A 17,781-nucleotide genomic window follows, 5' to 3' on the forward strand; every position below is an offset into this window, starting at 1 on the left:
CGTCCAGGACAGCCAGTACGACGTGAAGAACTGCAGGTCGTGCCGTTCGAGCAGCCACGCCGACGCGACGTTGACGAGCGCGATCGCGGCCACGACCGCCGGCATGCCGATGCGCCGGCGGATCGCGAACAGCAGCGGGTAGATCGCGTAGAACTGCACTTCGAGCGACAGCGTCCACAGCGCGCCGTTCGACCCGTACGTGTAGCCGGCGACGCCCTGCAGCGAGAACAGGTTCACGAGGAACGCGACGAGGCCGACGTCGCGGATCTTGTGGCTGACGGGCTCGATCTGCAGGCTGACCGAGTCGAGCGCGAGCGTGAACAGCAGCGCGGCGAGCAGCACCGGGTAGATGCGCGCGAACCGGCGCACCCAGAAGTTCGGCGCGTCGAGCCGGTACGCGGGATCGGTCGCGAGCTTGAGCGCCGCGTTGCGGTGGATGCAGTAGCCGCTGATCACGAAGAAGATCGGCACGCCGGCGGAGCCCCACGCGAACGGGAAGGTCAGGTAGCCGGCGATCGCGCCCGGGGTCAGCGCATGGCCGTAAGCGTGATGGAAGCTCTGCATGCCGACCCAGACGACCTGACGGCAGTGGAAATAGGCGACGAGCAGCGCCGCGAAGCCGCGCATCGCGTCGATCACGTGTTCCTTGTGATCGGCGGCGGGCGGCGCGGTCAGAGACGATCCGCTGAAAGCTTGCATGCGATTCGATTCCTTGCGACGGATGGACGGGAAGTTTCATCCAATCGTAATGCGCAAGAATTCGATCAATGAATAAAAAAATCTCGTCGGGAAATATCGGAATTCCACATCATGGTTTTATCGCGTTCAGAAAGCGTTTCCGCGAGGCGGGTCAATTATTTACCGATTTTTTTCTGATAGTTTGAAGCTCCAGTTGATTGATGCAAGGAGCGGCAAGATGGACATGCATTGGATCGCGAGCGCTGCAGTACTGCTGGTCATGGCCGTGCTGTCGGCGTACCGCGAGGCGCTGAAGAACGAACCGATTCGCCCGGGTCTCGAACGGGGCGGCGTGCCCTATATCGAGGAATTCGAATCGTAAGAATTTGTATCTGGAAAATCGGTAATTTGTTTCTGCTTCGGCACTCGGCTCGGCAATATCGACCGGGTTGAAAGGATTATATTTTTTTCCGGAATCATTGGGCAATCGTCCATATCGAAAATGAGCGGAGTCGAATTGGCAGTACCGTCGATTCTCGATATGCCGTTCGGAACACAATCGCGCCGGGTCGCTGGTCGACGCGGCGCAGTCAACGCAATCAGGATGCGAACATGTTGAAAGTCACCAAGGCCGTGTTCCCCGTTGCCGGTCTCGGCACGCGGTTCCTCCCGGCAACGAAGGCGAGCCCGAAGGAAATGTTGCCCGTCGTCGACAAGCCGCTGATTCAGTACGCGGTCGAGGAAGCGATCAACGCAGGTATCACCGAGATGATCTTCGTCACCGGGCGCAGCAAGCGCGCGATCGAGGATCACTTCGACAAGTCCTACGAGATCGAGGCCGAGCTCGAGGCGCGCGGCAAGGAAAAGCTGCTCGAGCTCGTGCGCGGCATCAAGCCGAGCCATGTGAACTGCTTCTACGTGCGTCAGCCGGAAGCGCTCGGTCTCGGCCACGCGGTGCTGTGCGCGGAGAAGCTGGTGCACGGCGAGCCGTTCGCGGTGATCCTCGCCGACGACCTGCTGCATGGCGAACAGCCGGTGCTGAAGCAGCTGGTCGACGTGTTCGACCACTATCACAGCTCGGTGATCGGGGTCGAGACGATTCCGCGCGAGGACAGCCGCTCGTACGGCGTCGTCGAAGGCCGCGAATGGGAAGAGGACATCATCAAGCTGTCGGGCATCATCGAGAAGCCGGCGCCGGAAGATGCGCCGTCGAATCTCGGCGTGGTCGGCCGCTACGTGTTCATGCCAACGATCTTCGATCACCTGCGCAAGCTCAAGCCGGGCGCCGGCGGCGAGCTGCAGCTGACCGATGCGGTCCAGTCGCTGCTCGCGAACGAGCAGGTGCTTGCGTACCGCTACTACGGCACGCGCTTCGACTGCGGCAGCAAGATCGGCTATCTCAAGGCCACCGTTGAACTCGCGCTCCAGCATCCGGAAGTGAGCCGCGAATTCGAGGCCTATCTGCGTACCTGTTTGCCCGCGCTGGCTGCTGTCGCCTAAGCAGCCGCGCGCTCCGTTGTTTCAGGTGGTGGTTGTTCCGTTGGCCCCGGCCGCTCGCGCGCCGGGGCTTTTTTGCGTTTGCGGGTGCCGGGTGCGTGATCGCGGGGCGCGTTGTCGGCGAGCTTGAAGTGTGACGGGTTGGCTTCGCGGGCGGTGCCGCGTGCGGAGCGGGGCGCTCTGACTGGAATGGGCGCCACGTCTGAAACCGGTGCCGCGGCGATCGACCGGATCGGCGGTCCGGTTGCGCGATGCGCATCGACAGTCGTGACCGCACGGATTCTGTCGGCGCCGGTCGATGACGCGACGCCGCGTCTCGTTCGCCGGGTGTCAGCTTCCGCGTGTGGCCAGAATCGCGTTTTTTCCGCTCGATCGTTGCCGCATCCGTGCGGTGTTCAACGCGCCGACGTGCTCGGCCGCGCGACGAAATGCCGGGCCAGCATCGCGGTAACCGGCTTCTTGAAATCGAGCAGCCGCTTTTCGAGATAGCGCCAGGACAGGTGCGCGAGCAGCACGGCGAGCGCGAACTGCAGCATTTCGGGCAGCGTGTCGCGGACGATTTCCGGTACGGCCACGTGCGCAACGTGCGTGGGCAGCACGCCGAAACGCGTCGGAATCAGGTTGTGGAACAGGTAGAAGCCGTAGCTGATCGTGCCGAGATAGACGAGCGGCGCCCAGTCGAGCAGCGCCACGACCGGATGCTCGGGCTCGCTGACGATCCACAGCAGCAGCGCGCCGAGCGACGCGGACAGGCCGAGATCCGCGAGCGCCGCGATCGCGTCGGGCAACGCCGTGCAGGCGGGCAGCGCGAGGAAGAACACGACGCCTGCCGCGCCGAGCCAGCCGGGTGGAACGCGGCGCACGACGGCCGTGCCGCGATCGGCGAGCGCCATCGCGCCGACGCCGCCGAGCGCGATCAGCGCGAAATTCCACGGGGAAAATGCGTAGATCAGCACCGGCGACGCGTCGGACAGGTAGAGCGCGAGATGCGCGAGCGCGCACAGCACGACGGCCGCGATGCCGAGCGCGACGTGTCGCGCGGCGGGCACCGCGAGCAGCGCGAGCGGCGCGATCAGATAGAACTGCTGTTCAACCGCGAGGCTCCAGAAGTGCGACGTGGAGCCCGGCCAGCCATCCTTGACGACGCCGATCCAGTAATTCGACAGGAACACCGCGTGCCACGCGAGCCCGAGATTGACGCCGCGCTGGTAGAACAGCGCGTGCGCGATCGCGAGCGCGGCGAGCAACAGGTAATAGACGGGAAAGATCCGCAGCGCGCGCTTCGCGAGGAACAGCGCGAGCGCATGGCGGCGCGTCATGGTGCCGCACTCGACCGCCTGGCGGTTGCGATGCAGCTCGCCGACGATCAGGAATCCGCTGATGAGGAAAAACGTCCACACGCCAAGCTTGCCGACGTCGACGGCAAGGACGTGGCCCTTGTGGGACAGGAAAACGAGGATGACGGCGAGGGCTCGCAGGCCGTCGAGTCCTTTGACGTATCTGGCTTCGCGCATGGAGGCATCCGGGCATTGAGCGAGCCCAGTATAGGTGCGCAAATATCGAACGTAATTCGCATTCGGGTGCCTACGTGAAGGCGTTTTTTGATGCTGGAGCGTCGATGAAATCGGTCGCATGCAAAAAAACCTGCGGGAAACCCCGCGAAAACGCATAAAAGTACTGCACGAAGCGTCAAGGCGCTTGTAGAATCCGGCGTTGAAGCGCGCGCGTTGCACGCTTCGTGTATCCAACGACCACACCTGGTAGGAGAAACATGGCGACTTCCGCAAAAAAGGTGGCCAAGAAGGCTGCCGCACCGGTCACCAAGAAAGTGGCTGCCAAAAAGGCTGCGCCCGCGAAGAAAGTAGTGGCCAAGAAGGTTGTCGCGAAGGCGGCACCGGCTGCTCCGACGCCGCTGAAGGACAAGTTCACGAAGGCATCGCTCGCAACGCACATCGCTGAGCGCGCAGCTGTCGAAGTGAAGGCTGTCAAGGCAGTGCTCGTCGCACTCGAGAACGTCGTGCTGGGCTCGGTCCACAAGAAGGGCGCGGGCGAGTTCACGCTGCCGGGTCTGCTGAAGATCACGGCACAAGTCGTGCCGGCGAAGAAGAAGCGCTTCGGCAAGGATCCGTTCACGGGCGAAGAGCGTTGGTTCCCGGCGAAGCCGGCCAGCGTGCGCGTGAAGGCACGTGCGCTGAAGAAGCTGAAGGACGCGGCAGCGTAATGCCGCGCAGCGGTTGCCGAATGCAAGTCGGCAGCCGTTGCGATGTCCGACGATCCCCGTACGCGAAAGCGTGCGGGGATTTTTATTGCGCTGCGCAAATCGCACGGCAGCAAAGCAGCGAAATGGCGGAAGGTTCGATTCGACGCGTGACGCACGACGGAAGACGCGTCGCGCACGCGCGATGACGAACGGCAATCCTCTTTCGCGCATGCAGCGGATCCGCATCTGCCCGTCGCGCTCGCCGCGGCGGTTGCGTGCGCATCGCGTGGCTCACGCATCGTGACTGAATTCATTCCCGACGAAATCGCAGCCCAGGCCGCCGCGGCGTGCAACACGATCGACCGGCATCTCGGCGCGACGCTGAAGGCGATCCACCTGTTCGGATCGGCGCTCGACGGCGGGCTGAAACCACGCAGCGACGTCGACCTGCTGGTGACGGTGTCGACCCGCCCCGACGAGCCGACGCGACGCGCGTTGATGCTCGACCTGCTCGCCGTGTCGGCGCCGCCCGGTCGCACCGACGGCATGCGCGCGCTGGAAGTGACCGTCGTCGCGCACGACGAAGTCGTGCCGTGGCGTCACCCGGCGCGGCGCGAACTGCAGTTCGGCGAGTGGCTGCGTCGCGACCTCGAAGCCGGCGTTGTCGAGCCGGCGCTCGTCGATCACGATCTGGCGATCCTGCTGACGAAGGTGCGACAGCACAGTGTCGTGCTGGCCGGCTTGCCGGCGGTCGCGCTTTTCGAGCAAGTGCCCGCACGGGATTTTGTCGCCGCGCTGTTGGCCACCGTTGCGCAGTGGAATGCCGAACCGGACTGGCGCGGCGACGAGTGCAACGTGGTGCTCGCACTCGCGCGCATCTGGTACAGCGCCGCGACCGGCAGGATCGCGCCCAAGGACGTCGCCGCGACATGGGTGCTGGAGCGCCTGCCGGAAACATACCGGCTGGTTGTCGCGGCGGCGCGTGCCGCCTATCTCGGCGGCGCGGAAGATGCGGCGGTCCTGTCGGGGGAACCCCTCGCTGCATTCATCGGCTACGCGCGGCGAACGGTCGAATCGATGCTGTCGACGCAGCGGCAGATGCCGCGCACGTGATCGGCTCGAGGGCGACGCCGATGGAGATCATCGGCATTTGCGCGGCAGCCGCACGCGCATGCGGTCGAGCCGGACGCCTGTCGGCGGCCTGGCGCGTCATCGCGCACGCGCGGTGCGACGTGCTGTTTCGTCAGCCGGCCGTCCCGGCGTAGGCGGCTTTCAGTGCGGCGTCGTCGAGCTTGATCATCTGCATCATCGCGGCGGCCACGCGCGTGGCCTTGACCGTGTCCCGGTCGGACACCATCGGGATCAGCGTTTCCGGAACGATCTGCCACGAGACGCCGTAGCGGTCTCTCAGCCAGCCGCAGGCGTCGGCCGTGCCGCCGTTGTCGAGCAGGGCGTTCCAGTAGCGGTCGAGTTCCGCCTGGTCGGCGCAGCTGACCAGCAGCGAGATCGCGTGGTTGAACGTGTCGGTGCGCGGGTGGCTCATCGCGAAGAACGGCTGCCCGAACAGCTCGAACTCGACCATCCGCGTGCCGTCGGTGCCGGGCACCGCGGTGACGCGCACGACGCGCGAATCCGGAAAGATGCCCGCATAGAAGGCGGCGGCTTCTTCGGCTTCCGCCGCGTACCAGAGGAAAGGCGTGATCTTCTGAATCGTCATGGCGTATCTCCTGTCTGTATTGGCCGGGGCGCAAATCGCGTGCCGACCTCGATACGACGAATGAAGACGGTCGAAATCGACACGCCGGGGCGAACGGCCGTCGCACCGGATCCATGGCACCGACAGTGCGGATGGTAGTCGTCCGGCGTGCACATGGCGAGGGCGCCCTGCATCAGGAAATCGGGTTGCCGGCGCATTGCAGCCGCCAGGCGCCGCTGCCGGGCGGGTGACGTGCATCGGGTGCCCGGGTGTCGGCCGTCGGCGCGGGCGGGCCATGCCGGCCTGTTGGCGATGGACGAAAAAAAAGCCAGCCACGGCCGAAACCGATGACTGGCTTTCCAGTTCGGCGGCAAGGCGTCCGAAGACGCCATGCACGCCGGATACGTCGTTTTTAGAACTTGTGGCGCAGGCCGAGTGCGACCAGCTCTTGCGACTTCGTGCCGGCGATGCCGTACGAGCCGATCGAAGCTTGCGCTGCCGACGTCGTGCCGTCGGTGTTGAGTTGCGTACCGCTTGCGTGCTGATAAGCGCCAACCAGGTAGACGTCCGTGCGCTTCGACAGCGAGTAGTCGCCGCCGATCGAAACCTGATGGTACTTGGCATCGGTATTGCCGCTTGCCTTCGTGTACGAGTAGCCGAGACCCAGCAGCAGCGGCGGCGTGACCTGGTACGTTACGAAGCCACGACCCGTGTTGTACTTCTGGGTCGAGCCGAAGCCCGAGAATGCGTCCGGCTTGTACTGCGCGTTGCTGTAGCCGAGGCCGACCGTCACCGGGCCGATCACGTACTGACCTGCAACCTGTGCGATCGCGATCGACTTCGCCGTCACGTAAGCCGCGTTGATCGGGCCGTCGACGATGTTGTCCGACGTCGTCGAACCCCAGCCCGAGCGCAGGCCGGCGGCCGTCGGCGACGGGTTGTTCGCGTAGAAGTAGCCTGCAGCAACGCCGACCGGGCCGTTGTTGTATGCAGCTGCGACCGACCACGTTTGGCCAGCGCCCGTCTTGCCTGCCACGCCGCCGAGGGCGTACATGCCTTCGACCTGGAAGCCTGCGAACACCGGCGACGTGTACTTGATCGCGTTGCTCACGCGCAGGCTGTTGTCGTTGTTGTCGACGTCGCCCGGCGTTGCGAACGTGCTGCCGAAGTAGTTGTCTGCCGTGACTGCCTGGACCAGGTCGACCAGCGGGTCGTACTGGCGGCCGAGCGTCAGCGTGCCGTATTGGTTGCTTTCGAGGCCGACGAATGCCTGACGGCCGAACATGCGACCGCCCTGGTTCAGGTGGCCCGTGCCCGGATCAAAACCGTTTTCCAACTGGAAGATCGCCTTCAGGCCACCGCCGAGGTCTTCAGCACCTTTCAGGCCGAAGCGGCTGCCTTGCAGGTTGCCCGACAGCATTTGCCACGAGTTGTTACCTTGGCCGTTATTGCCGTGGACGTAGGCGATCGACGTGTCGATCACGCCGTACAGCGTCACGCTCGATTGAGCGTGAGCAGCGCCAGCGGCGCCCAGCAGGGCGAGCGAGAGGGTCGAGAGAGCGAGTTTCTTCATCGTTGAGTATCTCCACGCAAGTGATTCATCGTTATTTGTTGCGGATTGGAGAATAGCTCAGTGCCATCGACGCAAGAAAGCTTAAAAAATAAAGTGTCTCGAAAAGGTAACAGCGAGAAAAAGTCTATATATATCAAGCACATTAACGACTGTTTCTGTTTTTGAAAAAGTTGACATTTGCTGCGGTGCGATTGTTTCGATAGTTGGTGCGCATCGCAGCAGGAAGCCTGTTTCGGCCCGTTGGCGCACGGAAACGGAAGCTTGCAAACGTTTGCGGTTGCGGCAACGAATGCACGCGTATGCAAAGAACGTGTCAATGCCACGCGAATGCGTTTTGGACAGCGTGGTTGCAAAGCGGCGGACGCGTATGCGGGGGCGTGCCGCGATGTCGAGGGCGGGACGATTCAGTCGTCGTGCATGCGATCGGTGGGGCGATCGGTTTGCGCAGAAGCGCTCGGCGCGGCGGTACCCGCGAGCCGATGCGCGTTGCCGCGGGCTGCCGCGAATTCCGCGCCGAGCAGCAGCACGATCGCGGAGAAGTACAGCCACATCAGCAGGACCGCGAACGATCCGGCTGCACCGAATGCACTTGCGGTGCCTGCGTGCGCGAGGTACAGCGCGAACAGTTTCTTGCCGCCGGAGAACAGGATCGCGGACACGACGCCGCCGATCGCCGCATCGCGCCACGCGACGCGCGCATCGGGCAGGAACTTCATCAACGAGGCGAACGCGCCCGCCAGCACCGCGATGCCGACGAAGAACTGCACGAGGTTCGTGACGATCACATACGGCGAATTGCCCAGCAGCCAGGTGCCGACGAACGTGATTGCGGTGTCGAGCACGAGCGACACGATCAGCAGGAACGCGACGCCGAGCACGAGTCCGAACGAGATCAGCCGCACGCGCACGAGCCCGAGCATGCTCGACCAGCGGTTCTCGGTGGCCGGCCAGATCACGCTGAGCGCGGCGCTGAGCGATGCGAAGGTGGCCGACGCGCCGATCGCGAGCGCGGCGAACGAGATCAGGGTGGCCAGGCCGCCGCGCTCGCCCGCGCGGTGCGCGTTCTGCACGATCGTCTGGATGCTGGCCGCCGCGTCGTCGCCGATCAGCTGGTGTGCCTGTTCGAACACCTGGCCGCGCGCGGCATCGTCGCCGTAGAACCAGCCGGCCACGGCAATCACCATCACGAGCATCGGCGCGAGCGAGAACGCGGAGAAAAATGCGATGCCCGCGGCCATGGCGGAGCAGCGGTCGGACGAGAAGCGCCTGAACGCGGTGAGGGCCCAGTTGGCCTGTTGTTGCGCGAGACGGGTGGCTTCGGAGGTGATCTGTCGTTTCATGACGGTTCGGTGGCGCGCGGAACGCGGATCATCGTTGGTAATCAGACAATTCAGTATTGATCCGAGGATTCGAACATAGTTGCGCGAACTGTCTATAATTCCTTTCAGTTTCCCCACCCCCACAATAACGCCGAGACCAGCCATGCTACAAATGTCCCGGCGCCAGTTCCTGAAGGTGACGGCTACGTCGCTTGCCGGATCGAGTCTAGCCCTGATGGGCTTCTCTCCATCCGAAGCGCTCGCCGAAGTCCGACAGTACAAGCTGGCGCGCACCGTTGAAACGCGCAACACCTGTCCTTACTGTTCAGTGGGTTGCGGCATCCTGATGTACAGCCTCGGAGACGGCGCGAAAAACGCCCAGCCGAGCATCATCCACATCGAAGGCGATCCCGACCATCCCGTCAATCGCGGCACGCTGTGCCCGAAGGGCGCGAGCCTGATCGACTTCATCCACAGCCCGAGCCGCCTGACGCACCCCGAGTATCGTGCGCCCGGCTCGGACAAGTGGGAACCGATCTCGTGGAATGACGCGCTCGACCGCATCGCGAAGCTGATGAAGGCCGACCGCGACGCGAACTTCGTCGAGACGGCGGAAGACGGTGCGAAGGTCAACCGCTGGCTGACCACCGGCATGCTGGCCGCATCGGCGGGCAGCAACGAGGTCGGCTACCTGACGCACAAGACGATCCGCAGTCTCGGGATGCTCGCATTCGACAATCAGGCGCGTGTCTGACATGGCCCGACGGTGGCAGGTCTTGCCCCGACGTTTGGCCGTGGAGCGATGACGAACCATTGGGTCGACATCAAGAACGCGGACGTGATTCTCGTGATGGGCGGCAATGCAGCCGAGGCCCATCCGTGCGGTTTCAAGTGGGTAACGGAGGCGAAGGCGCACCGCAAGGCGCGGCTGATCGTCGTCGACCCGCGCTTTACGCGTACGGCCTCGGTGGCCGACTACTACGCGCCGATCCGCACCGGCACCGACATCGTCTTCCTGGGCGGCGTCATCAACTATCTGCTGACGAACGACAAGATCCAGCATGAGTACGTGAAGAACTACACGGACTTCTCGTTCATCGTGCGCGAGGATTTCGCGTTCAACGACGGCATCTATTCCGGCTACGACGCGGAGAAGCACGCGTACCCGGACAAATCGAGCTGGGACTACGAGCGCGGCGACGACGGCTTCGTGAAGGTCGACCCGACGCTGCAGCATCCGCGTTGCGTATACAACCTGCTGAAGCAGCACTACGCGCGCTATACGCAGGACATGGTTCAGCAGGTCTGCGGCACGCCGAAGGAGAAGTTCCTGAAGGTGTGCGAGATGCTCGCGACCACCGCCGTTCCCGGCCGCGCCGGCACGGTGCTGTACGCGCTCGGCTGGACGCACCACTCGATCGGCGCGCAGATCATCCGCACCGGTGCGATGGTGCAGCTGCTGCTCGGCAACATCGGCATCGCCGGCGGCGGGATGAACGCGCTGCGCGGCCACTCGAACATCCAGGGGTTGACCGACCTCGGGCTGATGTCGAACCTGCTGCCGGGCTACATGACGCTGCCGATGCAGGCCGAGCAGGATTTCGACGGCTACATCAAGAAGCGCGTGCAGCTGCCGCTGCGGCCGAACCAGTTGAGCTACTGGAAGAACTACAAGGCCTTCCACGTCAGCTTCATGAAATCCTGGTGGGGCGACGCGGCGACCGCCGAGAACAACTGGGGCTACGACTACCTGCCGAAGCTGGACAAGCAGTACGACCTGCTGCAGGTGATCGAGCTGATGAATGCCGGCAAGATGAACGGCTACATCTGCCAGGGCTTCAACCCGCTTGCGGCGTCGCCGTCGAAGGTGAAGACGGCAGCCGGCCTCGCGAAGCTGAAGTGGCTCGTGATCATGGATCCGCTCGCGACCGAGACTTCCGAGTTCTGGAAGCATCACGGCGACTACAACGACGTCGATTCGTCGAAGATCCAGACCGAGGTGTTCCGTCTGCCGACCACGTGCTTTGCGGAGGAAAACGGTTCGCTCGTGAGTTCGAGCCGCGTGCTGCAATGGCACTGGAAGGGCGCGGAGCCGCCGGGCGAGGCGCGCAGCGACCTCGAGATCATGTCGGGGCTGTTCCTGCGCATGCGCAAGATGTACCAGACGGACGGCGGCAAGTATCCGGATCCGATCGTCAACCTGACCTGGCCGTACGCGAACCCGGAAAGCCCGACGCCCGAAGAGCTTGCAATGGAGTTCAACGGGAAGGCGCTCGCCGATCAGCCCGATCCGAAGGATCCGGCCAAGACGCTCGTGAAGAAGGGCGAGCAGCTGGCCGCGTTCGCGCAACTGAAGGACGACGGCACGACCGCGAGCGGCTGCTGGATCTTCTGCGGTGCATGGACGCAGGCCGGCAACCAGATGGGGCGGCGCGACAACTCCGACCCGACCGGCATCGGCCAGACGCTGAACTGGGCGTGGGCCTGGCCGGCGAACCGGCGGATCCTGTACAACCGCGCGTCGTGCGACGTTGCCGGCAAGCCGTTCGACCCGACCCGCAAGCTGATCGGCTGGAACGGCAGCGCGTGGAAGGGGGCCGACGTTCCCGACTTCAAGGCGGACGAATCGCCCGAAAACGGAATGGGGCCGTTCATCATGAACCCGGAAGGCGTCGCGCGCTTCTTCGCACGGGCGGGGATGAACGAAGGTCCGTTCCCCGAGCACTACGAGCCGTTCGAGACGCCGCTCGACGCGAACCCGCTGCACCCGAACAACCCGCAGGCGCTGAACAACCCGGCTGCCCGCGTGTTCCCGGACGACCGTGCGTCGTTCGGCAAGGTGGCGGACTTCCCGCACGTGGCGACGACTTACCGGCTGACCGAGCATTTCCACTACTGGACCAAGCATGCGCGGCTGAATTCGATCATCCAGCCCGAGCAATTCGTCGAGATCGGCGAAGACCTCGCGAAGGAAGTCGGCGTCGCGCATGGCGAGCGCGTGAAGGTGTCGTCCAAGCGCGGCTACATCATCGCGGTCGCCCTCGTCACGAAGCGGATCAAGCCGCTGACGGTCGACGGCAAGAAGGTCCAGACGGTCGGCGTCCCGTTGCACTGGGGCTTCAAGGGTCTGACGAAGCCCGGCTATCTCGCCAATACCCTGACTCCGTCCGTGGGTGACGGCAACTCCTATACACCGGAATTCAAGTCGTTCCTGGTGAAGGTCGAAAAGGCGTAAGGGGGAAGAGATGGCATTGCAATCGCTGGATATCAAGCGCGTCTCGGCCACCACGACGCCACCGCCCACGGTGCGCGAACCGGTGACCGGGAGTGTCGCGAAGCTGATCGACGTATCGAAGTGCATCGGCTGCAAGGCATGCCAGACGGCGTGCATGGAGTGGAACGACCTGCGCGACGAAGTCGGCACCAACGTTGGCGTGTACGACAACCCGGCCGACCTGACCGAGCATTCGTGGACGGTCATGCGGTTCTCCGAATACGAGAACCCGGCGGGCGACCTCGAGTGGCTGATCCGCAAGGACGGCTGCATGCACTGCGAGGATCCGGGCTGTCTGAAGGCGTGTCCGTCGCCGGGCGCGATCGTGCAGTACAACAACGGGATCGTCGATTTCCACGAGGAGAACTGCATCGGTTGCGGCTATTGCGTGACCGGTTGCCCGTTCAACGTTCCGCGGATCTCGAAGAAGGATCATCGCGCATACAAGTGCACGCTCTGTTCCGACCGCGTCGCGGTCGGCCAGGAACCGGCCTGCGTGAAGACCTGCCCGACGGGCGCGATCGTGTTCGGCACCAAGGAGGACATGAAGCAGCACGCGGCCGAGCGGATCGAGGACCTGAAGGAACGCGGCTTCGAGCATGCGGGGCTGTACGACCCGCAGGGCGTCGGCGGCACGCACGTGATGTACGTGCTGCACCACGCCGATAAGCCGTCGCTGTACCACGGGCTGCCCGACAATCCGTCGATCAGCCCGATGGTGAAGCTGTGGAAGGGCATCGCGAAACCGCTTGCGGTGGCCGGCATCGCGCTGACCGCGCTCGCCGGGTTCTTCCACTACGTCCGGGTCGGTCCGAACGAGGTGAGCGACGAAGAGGAACAGGCCGCGCGCGACGAGGCGCGACGCATCAAGGAGGACGCGAAATGAATCACGACGACCCCAACCTGATCGTCCGCTACTCGGCGAACGAGCGCACGAACCACTGGATCACCGCGATCACGTTCGTGCTGCTCGCGCTGTCCGGGCTCGCGCTGTTCCATCCGTCGATGTTCTGGCTGACCGCGCTGTTCGGCGGCGGCCAGTGGACGCGGATCCTGCATCCGTTCGTCGGCCTCGTGATGTTCGTGTCGTTCGCGATCCTGGTGGTGCGCTTCTGGCATCACAATGCGCTCGACGCGGACGACCGGCAGTGGCTCAAGCAGATCGGCGACGTGCTGACCAACCAGGAAGACAAGCTGCCGCCTGTCGGGCGCTATAACGCCGGACAGAAGCTGCTATTCTTTACGCTGGTGGCGTGCCTGTTGCTGCTCCTGCTGTCGGGAGTCGTGATCTGGCGGCGCTACTTCTCGTTCTACTTCCCGATCGGGGTGATCCGCGCGGCCGCTGTCGTGCATGCCGTGGCGGCCTTCGTGCTGATCGCGAGCATCATCGTGCACATTTACGCGGCGTTGTGGGTGAAGGGCTCGATCGGCGCGATGGTGCGCGGCACCGTCACGCTGGGCTGGGCTCGCAAGCATCACCCGAAGTGGTTCCGTGAAAGCGTGAAATAACGCACCGGAGCGGGGCGGCTCGCCGATCGCGGCGGGCCGGCCCGTCAGCCGTCGGAACCGCCTGAAGCGCCGACCCGTCGGCGCTTGTTTATTTGGAAGACATTTTTGTGACACAACGCATCCTCGAACCGACCGAGATCTCGGCACTCGATCAATCGGCCATCCCGCGCTTTCGCCTGCCGGAGCGCGCCACCGCGTTCTCGGCGCGCGCCGCGCGGCTGCGCAAGCTGGCCGACCTGAACCCGATCAGCGGCTACCTGCGGCTGATGGCTACCGTCGCCGATGCGCAGCACGCGACGCTGCAAACACTCGAACTCCCGCTGCCGTCGACGGAAGCGATCGCGCGTGCGCAGCAGCATTCGATGCCGCTCGTGCCGGCGCTCGACGGCGAGCGCGATCCGCGCTGGCGTGCCGTGCTGTACGAACTGCTCGACCGCGTCGACGGCGCCGGGCTCGTCAACCCGCAGCTCGCGAAGCTGCTCGACCGGCTGCGCCTGATGGCGCCCGCCGAACTCGACGCGCAAGCCGACGCGATCCTCGCGCTGCGTTTCGCCGAAGTCGACCCGGCTACCGCACCGTTCCTGATGGCCGCGCTGCAGGTCGTCTGGACGGATCTCGCCAGCCGCGTCGCGCCGGCCGACGTCCCGTATCTCGACCAGCCGGGGCTGTGCCCGGTGTGCGGCACGCATCCGGTCGCGAGCGTCGTGCGGGTCGGCGGCCAGTACCAGGGCTACCGTTTCCTGCAATGCGGGCTGTGCACGACCGAGTGGCACATGGTGCGCACGAAGTGCTCGCACTGCGATTCGACGAAGGGCATCGCGTATCACGGGATCGAAGGCGGCAGCGAAGCCGTCAAGGCCGAATCGTGCGACGAGTGCAAGACCTATCGCAAGATCGGCTATCAGGAGAAGGACTACGAGTTCGAGCCGCTGGCGGACGATCTCGCAAGTCTCACGCTCGACCTGTTGATGAACGAAGCCGGTTACCAGCGCAGTTCGCCGAACCCGCTGCTGTGGCCGGATGTTTCGCAGGAAGCGGATTGACGGCAGGGGCCGGGGCGGCGCGCGAGCGCCGGCGCCGGCCCGCTGCCAAGCATGAGACTGGAGCCACCACTACGTGACCGAACCGGGTGTAAATGAACTGAATGCGGTGCTGGCGCGCGTGCCGTCCGTCGAGCGCGTGCTGTCGTCGGCGCCGTTGCAACCGCTCATCGCGGACTACGGCCGCACGCGCGTGCTGAATGCTGTGCGTGCCGAGCTCGACCGCTGGCGTACCGCCGCGCAACACGATCCGGCGGCGGCCGAACCGCTCGACGAGCCGCGCATCGCCGCGACCGTCACGCGCATGCTGGCCGCGCAGAGCGCGGGCGCGGTGCGCATCGTGTTCAACCTGACCGGCACCGTGCTGCACACGAACCTCGGGCGCGCACTGTTGCCCGACGACGCGGTGCGCGCGGTGGTCGACGTGCTCACGCGCCCGGTCAACCTCGAATTCGACCTCGCCACGGGCCGCCGTGGCGATCGCGACGACCTGATCGACGATCTGCTGTGCGAATTGACGGGCGCGGAGGCCGCGACCGTCGTCAACAACAATGCGGCGGCCGTGCTGCTGGCGCTGTCGGCGCTGGCGACGAAGCGGGAAGTCGTCGTGTCGCGCGGCGAGCTGGTCGAGATCGGCGGCGCATTCCGCATCCCCGACATCATGAGCCGCGCGGGCGCCAGGCTGCGCGAAGTCGGCACGACCAACCGCACCCATCTGCGCGACTACGCGGACGCAATCGGCCCGCGCACCGCGCTGCTGATGAAGGTGCACTGCAGCAACTACGCGATCAGCGGCTTCACGAAGGAGACGACGCTCGCCGAACTCGCACCGCTTGCGCGCGAGCACGGACTGCCCGTTGCCGTCGATCTCGGCAGCGGTACGCTCGCCGATCTGTCCCAATGGGGCCTGCCGCACGAGACGACCGTGCAGGAAACCGTTGCCGCCGGAGCAAACGTTGTCACGTTCAGCGGCGACAAGCTGCTCGGCGGGCCGCAGGCCGGCCTGATCGTCGGCGATCGCGCGTTGATCGCGAAGATCAAGAAGCATCCGCTCAAGCGCGCGCTGCGCGTCGGCAAGCTGACGCTCGCGGCGCTCGAGCCGGTGCTGCGCCTCTACCAGTCACCCGAGTTCCTGCGTGACCGGCTCACGACGCTGCGCCTGCTGACGCGCCCGCAGCGCGAGATCGCCGACGCCGCCGAACGCGTGCGTCCGGCGCTGCAGGCTGCGCTCGGCAGCGGTTTCGACGTGACGGTCGAGCCGATGTTCAGCCAGATCGGCAGCGGCGCGCTGCCGGTCGACCAGCTACCGAGCGCCGGGCTCGTCGTACGCACGGCGGACGGCAAGCGCGGCGGCCGTGCGCTGGCGCAGCTCGAGAAGCGGCTGCGCGAATGGCCGCGCCCGGTGATCGGCCGCGTGGCCGACAATGCGCTGCGGCTCGACCTGCGCTGCCTCGAAGCCGCCGACGAGGCGGCGTTCGTCGCGCAATGCGTGCCGCTCGCGGGGCCTGCTGCATGATCGTCGGTACCGCCGGACACATCGACCACGGCAAGACGACGCTGGCGCGCGCGCTGACGGGCGTCGATACCGATCGCCTGAAGGAAGAGAAGGCGCGCGGCATCTCGATCGAGCTCGGTTACGCGTATACGCCGCTCGACAACGGCGACGTGCTCGGCCTGATCGACGTGCCGGGCCACGAGAAGCTGATTCATACGATGGCCGCCGGCGCATGCGGGATCGACTTCGCGCTGCTCGTGATCGCGGCCGACGACGGCGTGATGCCGCAGACGCGCGAGCATCTGGCGATCCTGCAACTGCTTGGCGTCACGCATGGCGCCGTCGCGCTGACGAAGTGCGATCGAGTCGACGCCGCGCGTGTGGCCGAAGTGCGCGACGAGATCGCCACGTGGCTGAACGACTCGACGCTGGCCGGCGTGCCGATTTTCGAAACGCGTGCGACGGCCGTGGACGATCCGGGCGTCGCCGCGTTGAAGCGCTACCTCGCCGATGCAGCGATCGCATGGCGCGCGCGACGCGACGACGGGCTGTTCCGGCTTGCGGTCGATCGCGTGTTTACGCTCGCGGGGCAGGGCACCGTCGTGACGGGCACCGCGTTTGCCGGCCGCGTCGCGACCGGCGAGACGCTTGCGATCATGCGAACGGGCGGCGCGGCGCGCGTGCGCAGCATCCATGCGCAGAACCGGCCGGTCGAGGCCGGCCGCGCGGGCGAGCGTTGCGCGCTGAATCTGGCCGGGGTCGACAAGGCCGATGTCGAGCGCGGCGATACCGTCGCCGATGCACGGCTCGTCGCGACGTCGCCGCGTCTCGACGTCGATCTGACGCTGCTCGCGGATGCGGGGCTCACGCTGACGCACTGGGCGCCGCTGCACGTGCATCTCGGCACGCTGCATCGCGTCGCGCATGTCGCGCTGCTCGACGGCGACACGCTCGCGGCCGGCCAGCGGATGCGCGTGCAACTGGTATTCGACGAGCCGGTGTTTGCGCTGCCGGGTGACCGGTTCATCGTTCGCAATCCGCAGGCAACGCGCACGGTTGGCGGCGGCCGCGTGCTCGACCCGTTTGGCCCGGCGCGCAAGCGTCGTACGCCTCAGCGCCGCGCATGGCTCGACGCGCTGGCCGAATGGCTCGACGAGGGCCGTCTCGATGCGCTGCTCGCGCAGGCGCCGCTCGGCATCCCGCGTGCGATGCTCACGCATCTGACGGGTTTCGCGCCGAATGCGCTGGTGCTGCCGGAAGATGCGCTGGCGATCGGGCAGCGCGACGCCGCGTCGAACGACGGCGCGGTGATTGCCCACGCACACTGGCGTGCGTTGCAGACGCGGGCGATCGATACGCTGCGTGCGTATCACGAGCGCATGCCCGACGAGCAAGGGCTCGACGCCGCACGTTTGCGCCGGATGGCTGCGCCGCTTGCCGGCGATGCGCTGTGGCGCGCGCTCGTCGATGCGCTGGTGGCCGGCGGCGAAGTCGCGCGCA

The 17,781-nt window shown here is 65.4% G+C and carries 15 protein-coding genes; 10 read left to right on the top strand and 5 right to left on the bottom strand.

The annotated features are described in order from the left end of the window. The coding region (locus tag G3N99_RS18005) for an acyltransferase (RefSeq protein ID WP_206123081.1) at positions 1–699 on the bottom strand (699 nt) is incomplete at its 3' end. A gap of 217 nt (positions 700–916) precedes the next feature. Between G3N99_RS18005 and G3N99_RS18010 the strand changes: the two genes are divergently transcribed. Beyond that, a complete protein-coding gene (locus G3N99_RS18010; protein ID WP_006479318.1) occupies positions 917–1,060 on the top strand; it encodes a hypothetical protein in 144 nt (47 codons plus the stop codon). 230 nt (positions 1,061–1,290) lie between these two features. Continuing rightward, on the top strand, positions 1,291–2,178 hold the full coding sequence (gene galU / locus G3N99_RS18015; RefSeq protein ID WP_011548079.1) for a UTP--glucose-1-phosphate uridylyltransferase GalU: 888 nt from the start codon (positions 1,291–1,293) through the stop codon (positions 2,176–2,178). A gap of 392 nt (positions 2,179–2,570) precedes the next feature. Here galU and G3N99_RS18020 read toward each other — a convergent pair whose 3' ends face one another. Beyond that, the gene (locus G3N99_RS18020; RefSeq protein ID WP_206123082.1) at positions 2,571–3,689 is read right to left on the bottom strand and encodes an acyltransferase; all 1,119 of its coding nucleotides are present in this window, start codon (positions 3,687–3,689) and stop codon (positions 2,571–2,573) included. Positions 3,690–3,946: 257 nt separating this feature from the next. Between G3N99_RS18020 and G3N99_RS18025 the strand changes: the two genes are divergently transcribed. Together G3N99_RS18025 and G3N99_RS18030 are read left to right on the top strand one after the other, a co-directional pair. Then, complete coding sequence (locus tag G3N99_RS18025) at positions 3,947–4,396, top strand: HU family DNA-binding protein (RefSeq protein ID WP_122949246.1); 450 nt, start codon at positions 3,947–3,949, stop codon at positions 4,394–4,396. A 279-nt stretch (positions 4,397–4,675) separates the two neighbouring features. Then, positions 4,676–5,488 carry an AadA family aminoglycoside 3''-O-nucleotidyltransferase gene (locus tag G3N99_RS18030; RefSeq protein WP_206123083.1) on the top strand — a complete coding sequence of 271 codons (813 nt, stop codon included), beginning with the start codon at positions 4,676–4,678 and terminating at the stop codon, positions 5,486–5,488. Between the two features lie 130 nt (positions 5,489–5,618). Here the strand turns inward: G3N99_RS18030 and G3N99_RS18035 are convergent, their stop codons facing one another. The 3 genes from G3N99_RS18035 to G3N99_RS18045 all read right to left on the bottom strand — a co-directional run bounded on the left by G3N99_RS18035 (position 5,619) and on the right by G3N99_RS18045 (position 8,984). Next, entirely contained in the window at positions 5,619–6,092 is a 474-nt protein-coding gene (locus G3N99_RS18035; protein WP_174936166.1) for a VOC family protein, read from the bottom strand. 391 nt (positions 6,093–6,483) lie between these two features. Further along, on the bottom strand, positions 6,484–7,644 hold the full coding sequence (locus G3N99_RS18040) for a porin (protein WP_174936164.1): 1,161 nt from the start codon (positions 7,642–7,644) through the stop codon (positions 6,484–6,486). 404 nt (positions 7,645–8,048) lie between these two features. Further along, positions 8,049–8,984 carry a YihY/virulence factor BrkB family protein gene (locus G3N99_RS18045; protein ID WP_206123084.1) on the bottom strand — a complete coding sequence of 312 codons (936 nt, stop codon included), beginning with the start codon at positions 8,982–8,984 and terminating at the stop codon, positions 8,049–8,051. Positions 8,985–9,126: 142 nt separating this feature from the next. Here G3N99_RS18045 and fdnG point away from each other — a divergent pair, with 142 nt between their 5' ends. The 6 genes from fdnG to selB all read left to right on the top strand — a co-directional run. Then, positions 9,127–12,198, top strand: a complete 3,072-nt coding sequence (gene fdnG / locus G3N99_RS18050; RefSeq protein WP_174936160.1) for a formate dehydrogenase-N subunit alpha — start codon at positions 9,127–9,129, stop codon at positions 12,196–12,198. 10 nt (positions 12,199–12,208) lie between these two features. Then, positions 12,209–13,123: a formate dehydrogenase subunit beta gene (gene fdxH / locus G3N99_RS18055; protein ID WP_011355694.1), complete on the top strand. Its 915-nt coding sequence runs from the start codon at positions 12,209–12,211 to the stop codon at positions 13,121–13,123. Next, positions 13,120–13,746: a formate dehydrogenase subunit gamma gene (locus G3N99_RS18060; protein ID WP_011355693.1), complete on the top strand. Its 627-nt coding sequence runs from the start codon at positions 13,120–13,122 to the stop codon at positions 13,744–13,746. The genes fdxH and G3N99_RS18060 overlap by 4 nt, the downstream gene beginning before the upstream one ends. 107 nt (positions 13,747–13,853) lie before the next feature. Beyond that, positions 13,854–14,789, top strand: a complete 936-nt coding sequence (gene fdhE / locus G3N99_RS18065; RefSeq protein WP_206123085.1) for a formate dehydrogenase accessory protein FdhE — start codon at positions 13,854–13,856, stop codon at positions 14,787–14,789. Positions 14,790–14,862: 73 nt separating this feature from the next. Continuing rightward, complete coding sequence (gene selA, locus G3N99_RS18070; RefSeq protein WP_206123086.1) at positions 14,863–16,302, top strand: L-seryl-tRNA(Sec) selenium transferase; 1,440 nt, start codon at positions 14,863–14,865, stop codon at positions 16,300–16,302. After that, on the top strand, positions 16,299–17,781 hold a 1,483-nt coding region (selB, locus tag G3N99_RS18075), incomplete at its 3' end, for a selenocysteine-specific translation elongation factor (protein WP_206123087.1). The genes selA and selB, both read left to right, overlap by 4 nt.

The sequence above is a fragment of the Burkholderia sp. Ac-20392 genome, assembly GCF_017104585.1.
Taxonomy (GTDB): domain Bacteria; phylum Pseudomonadota; class Gammaproteobacteria; order Burkholderiales; family Burkholderiaceae; genus Burkholderia; species Burkholderia lata.

Bases quoted from the DNA above. Each gene is read 5' to 3' on its own strand.
- G3N99_RS18035 (WP_174936166.1), bottom strand. From the start codon at position 6,092: ATGACGATTCAGAAGATCACGCCTTTCCTCTGGTACGCGGCGGAAGCC.
- G3N99_RS18045 (WP_206123084.1), bottom strand. From the start codon at position 8,984: ATGAAACGACAGATCACCTCCGAAGCCACCCGTCTCGCGCAACAACAG.
- G3N99_RS18025 (WP_122949246.1), top strand. From the start codon at position 3,947: ATGGCGACTTCCGCAAAAAAGGTGGCCAAGAAGGCTGCCGCACCGGTC.
- G3N99_RS18020 (WP_206123082.1), bottom strand. From the start codon at position 3,689: ATGCGCGAAGCCAGATACGTCAAAGGACTCGACGGCCTGCGAGCCCTC.
- G3N99_RS18060 (WP_011355693.1), top strand. From the start codon at position 13,120: ATGAATCACGACGACCCCAACCTGATCGTCCGCTACTCGGCGAACGAG.
- G3N99_RS18040 (WP_174936164.1), bottom strand. From the start codon at position 7,644: ATGAAGAAACTCGCTCTCTCGACCCTCTCGCTCGCCCTGCTGGGCGCC.
- galU (WP_011548079.1), top strand. From the start codon at position 1,291: ATGTTGAAAGTCACCAAGGCCGTGTTCCCCGTTGCCGGTCTCGGCACG.
- fdxH (WP_011355694.1), top strand. From the start codon at position 12,209: ATGGCATTGCAATCGCTGGATATCAAGCGCGTCTCGGCCACCACGACG.
- G3N99_RS18010 (WP_006479318.1), top strand. From the start codon at position 917: ATGGACATGCATTGGATCGCGAGCGCTGCAGTACTGCTGGTCATGGCC.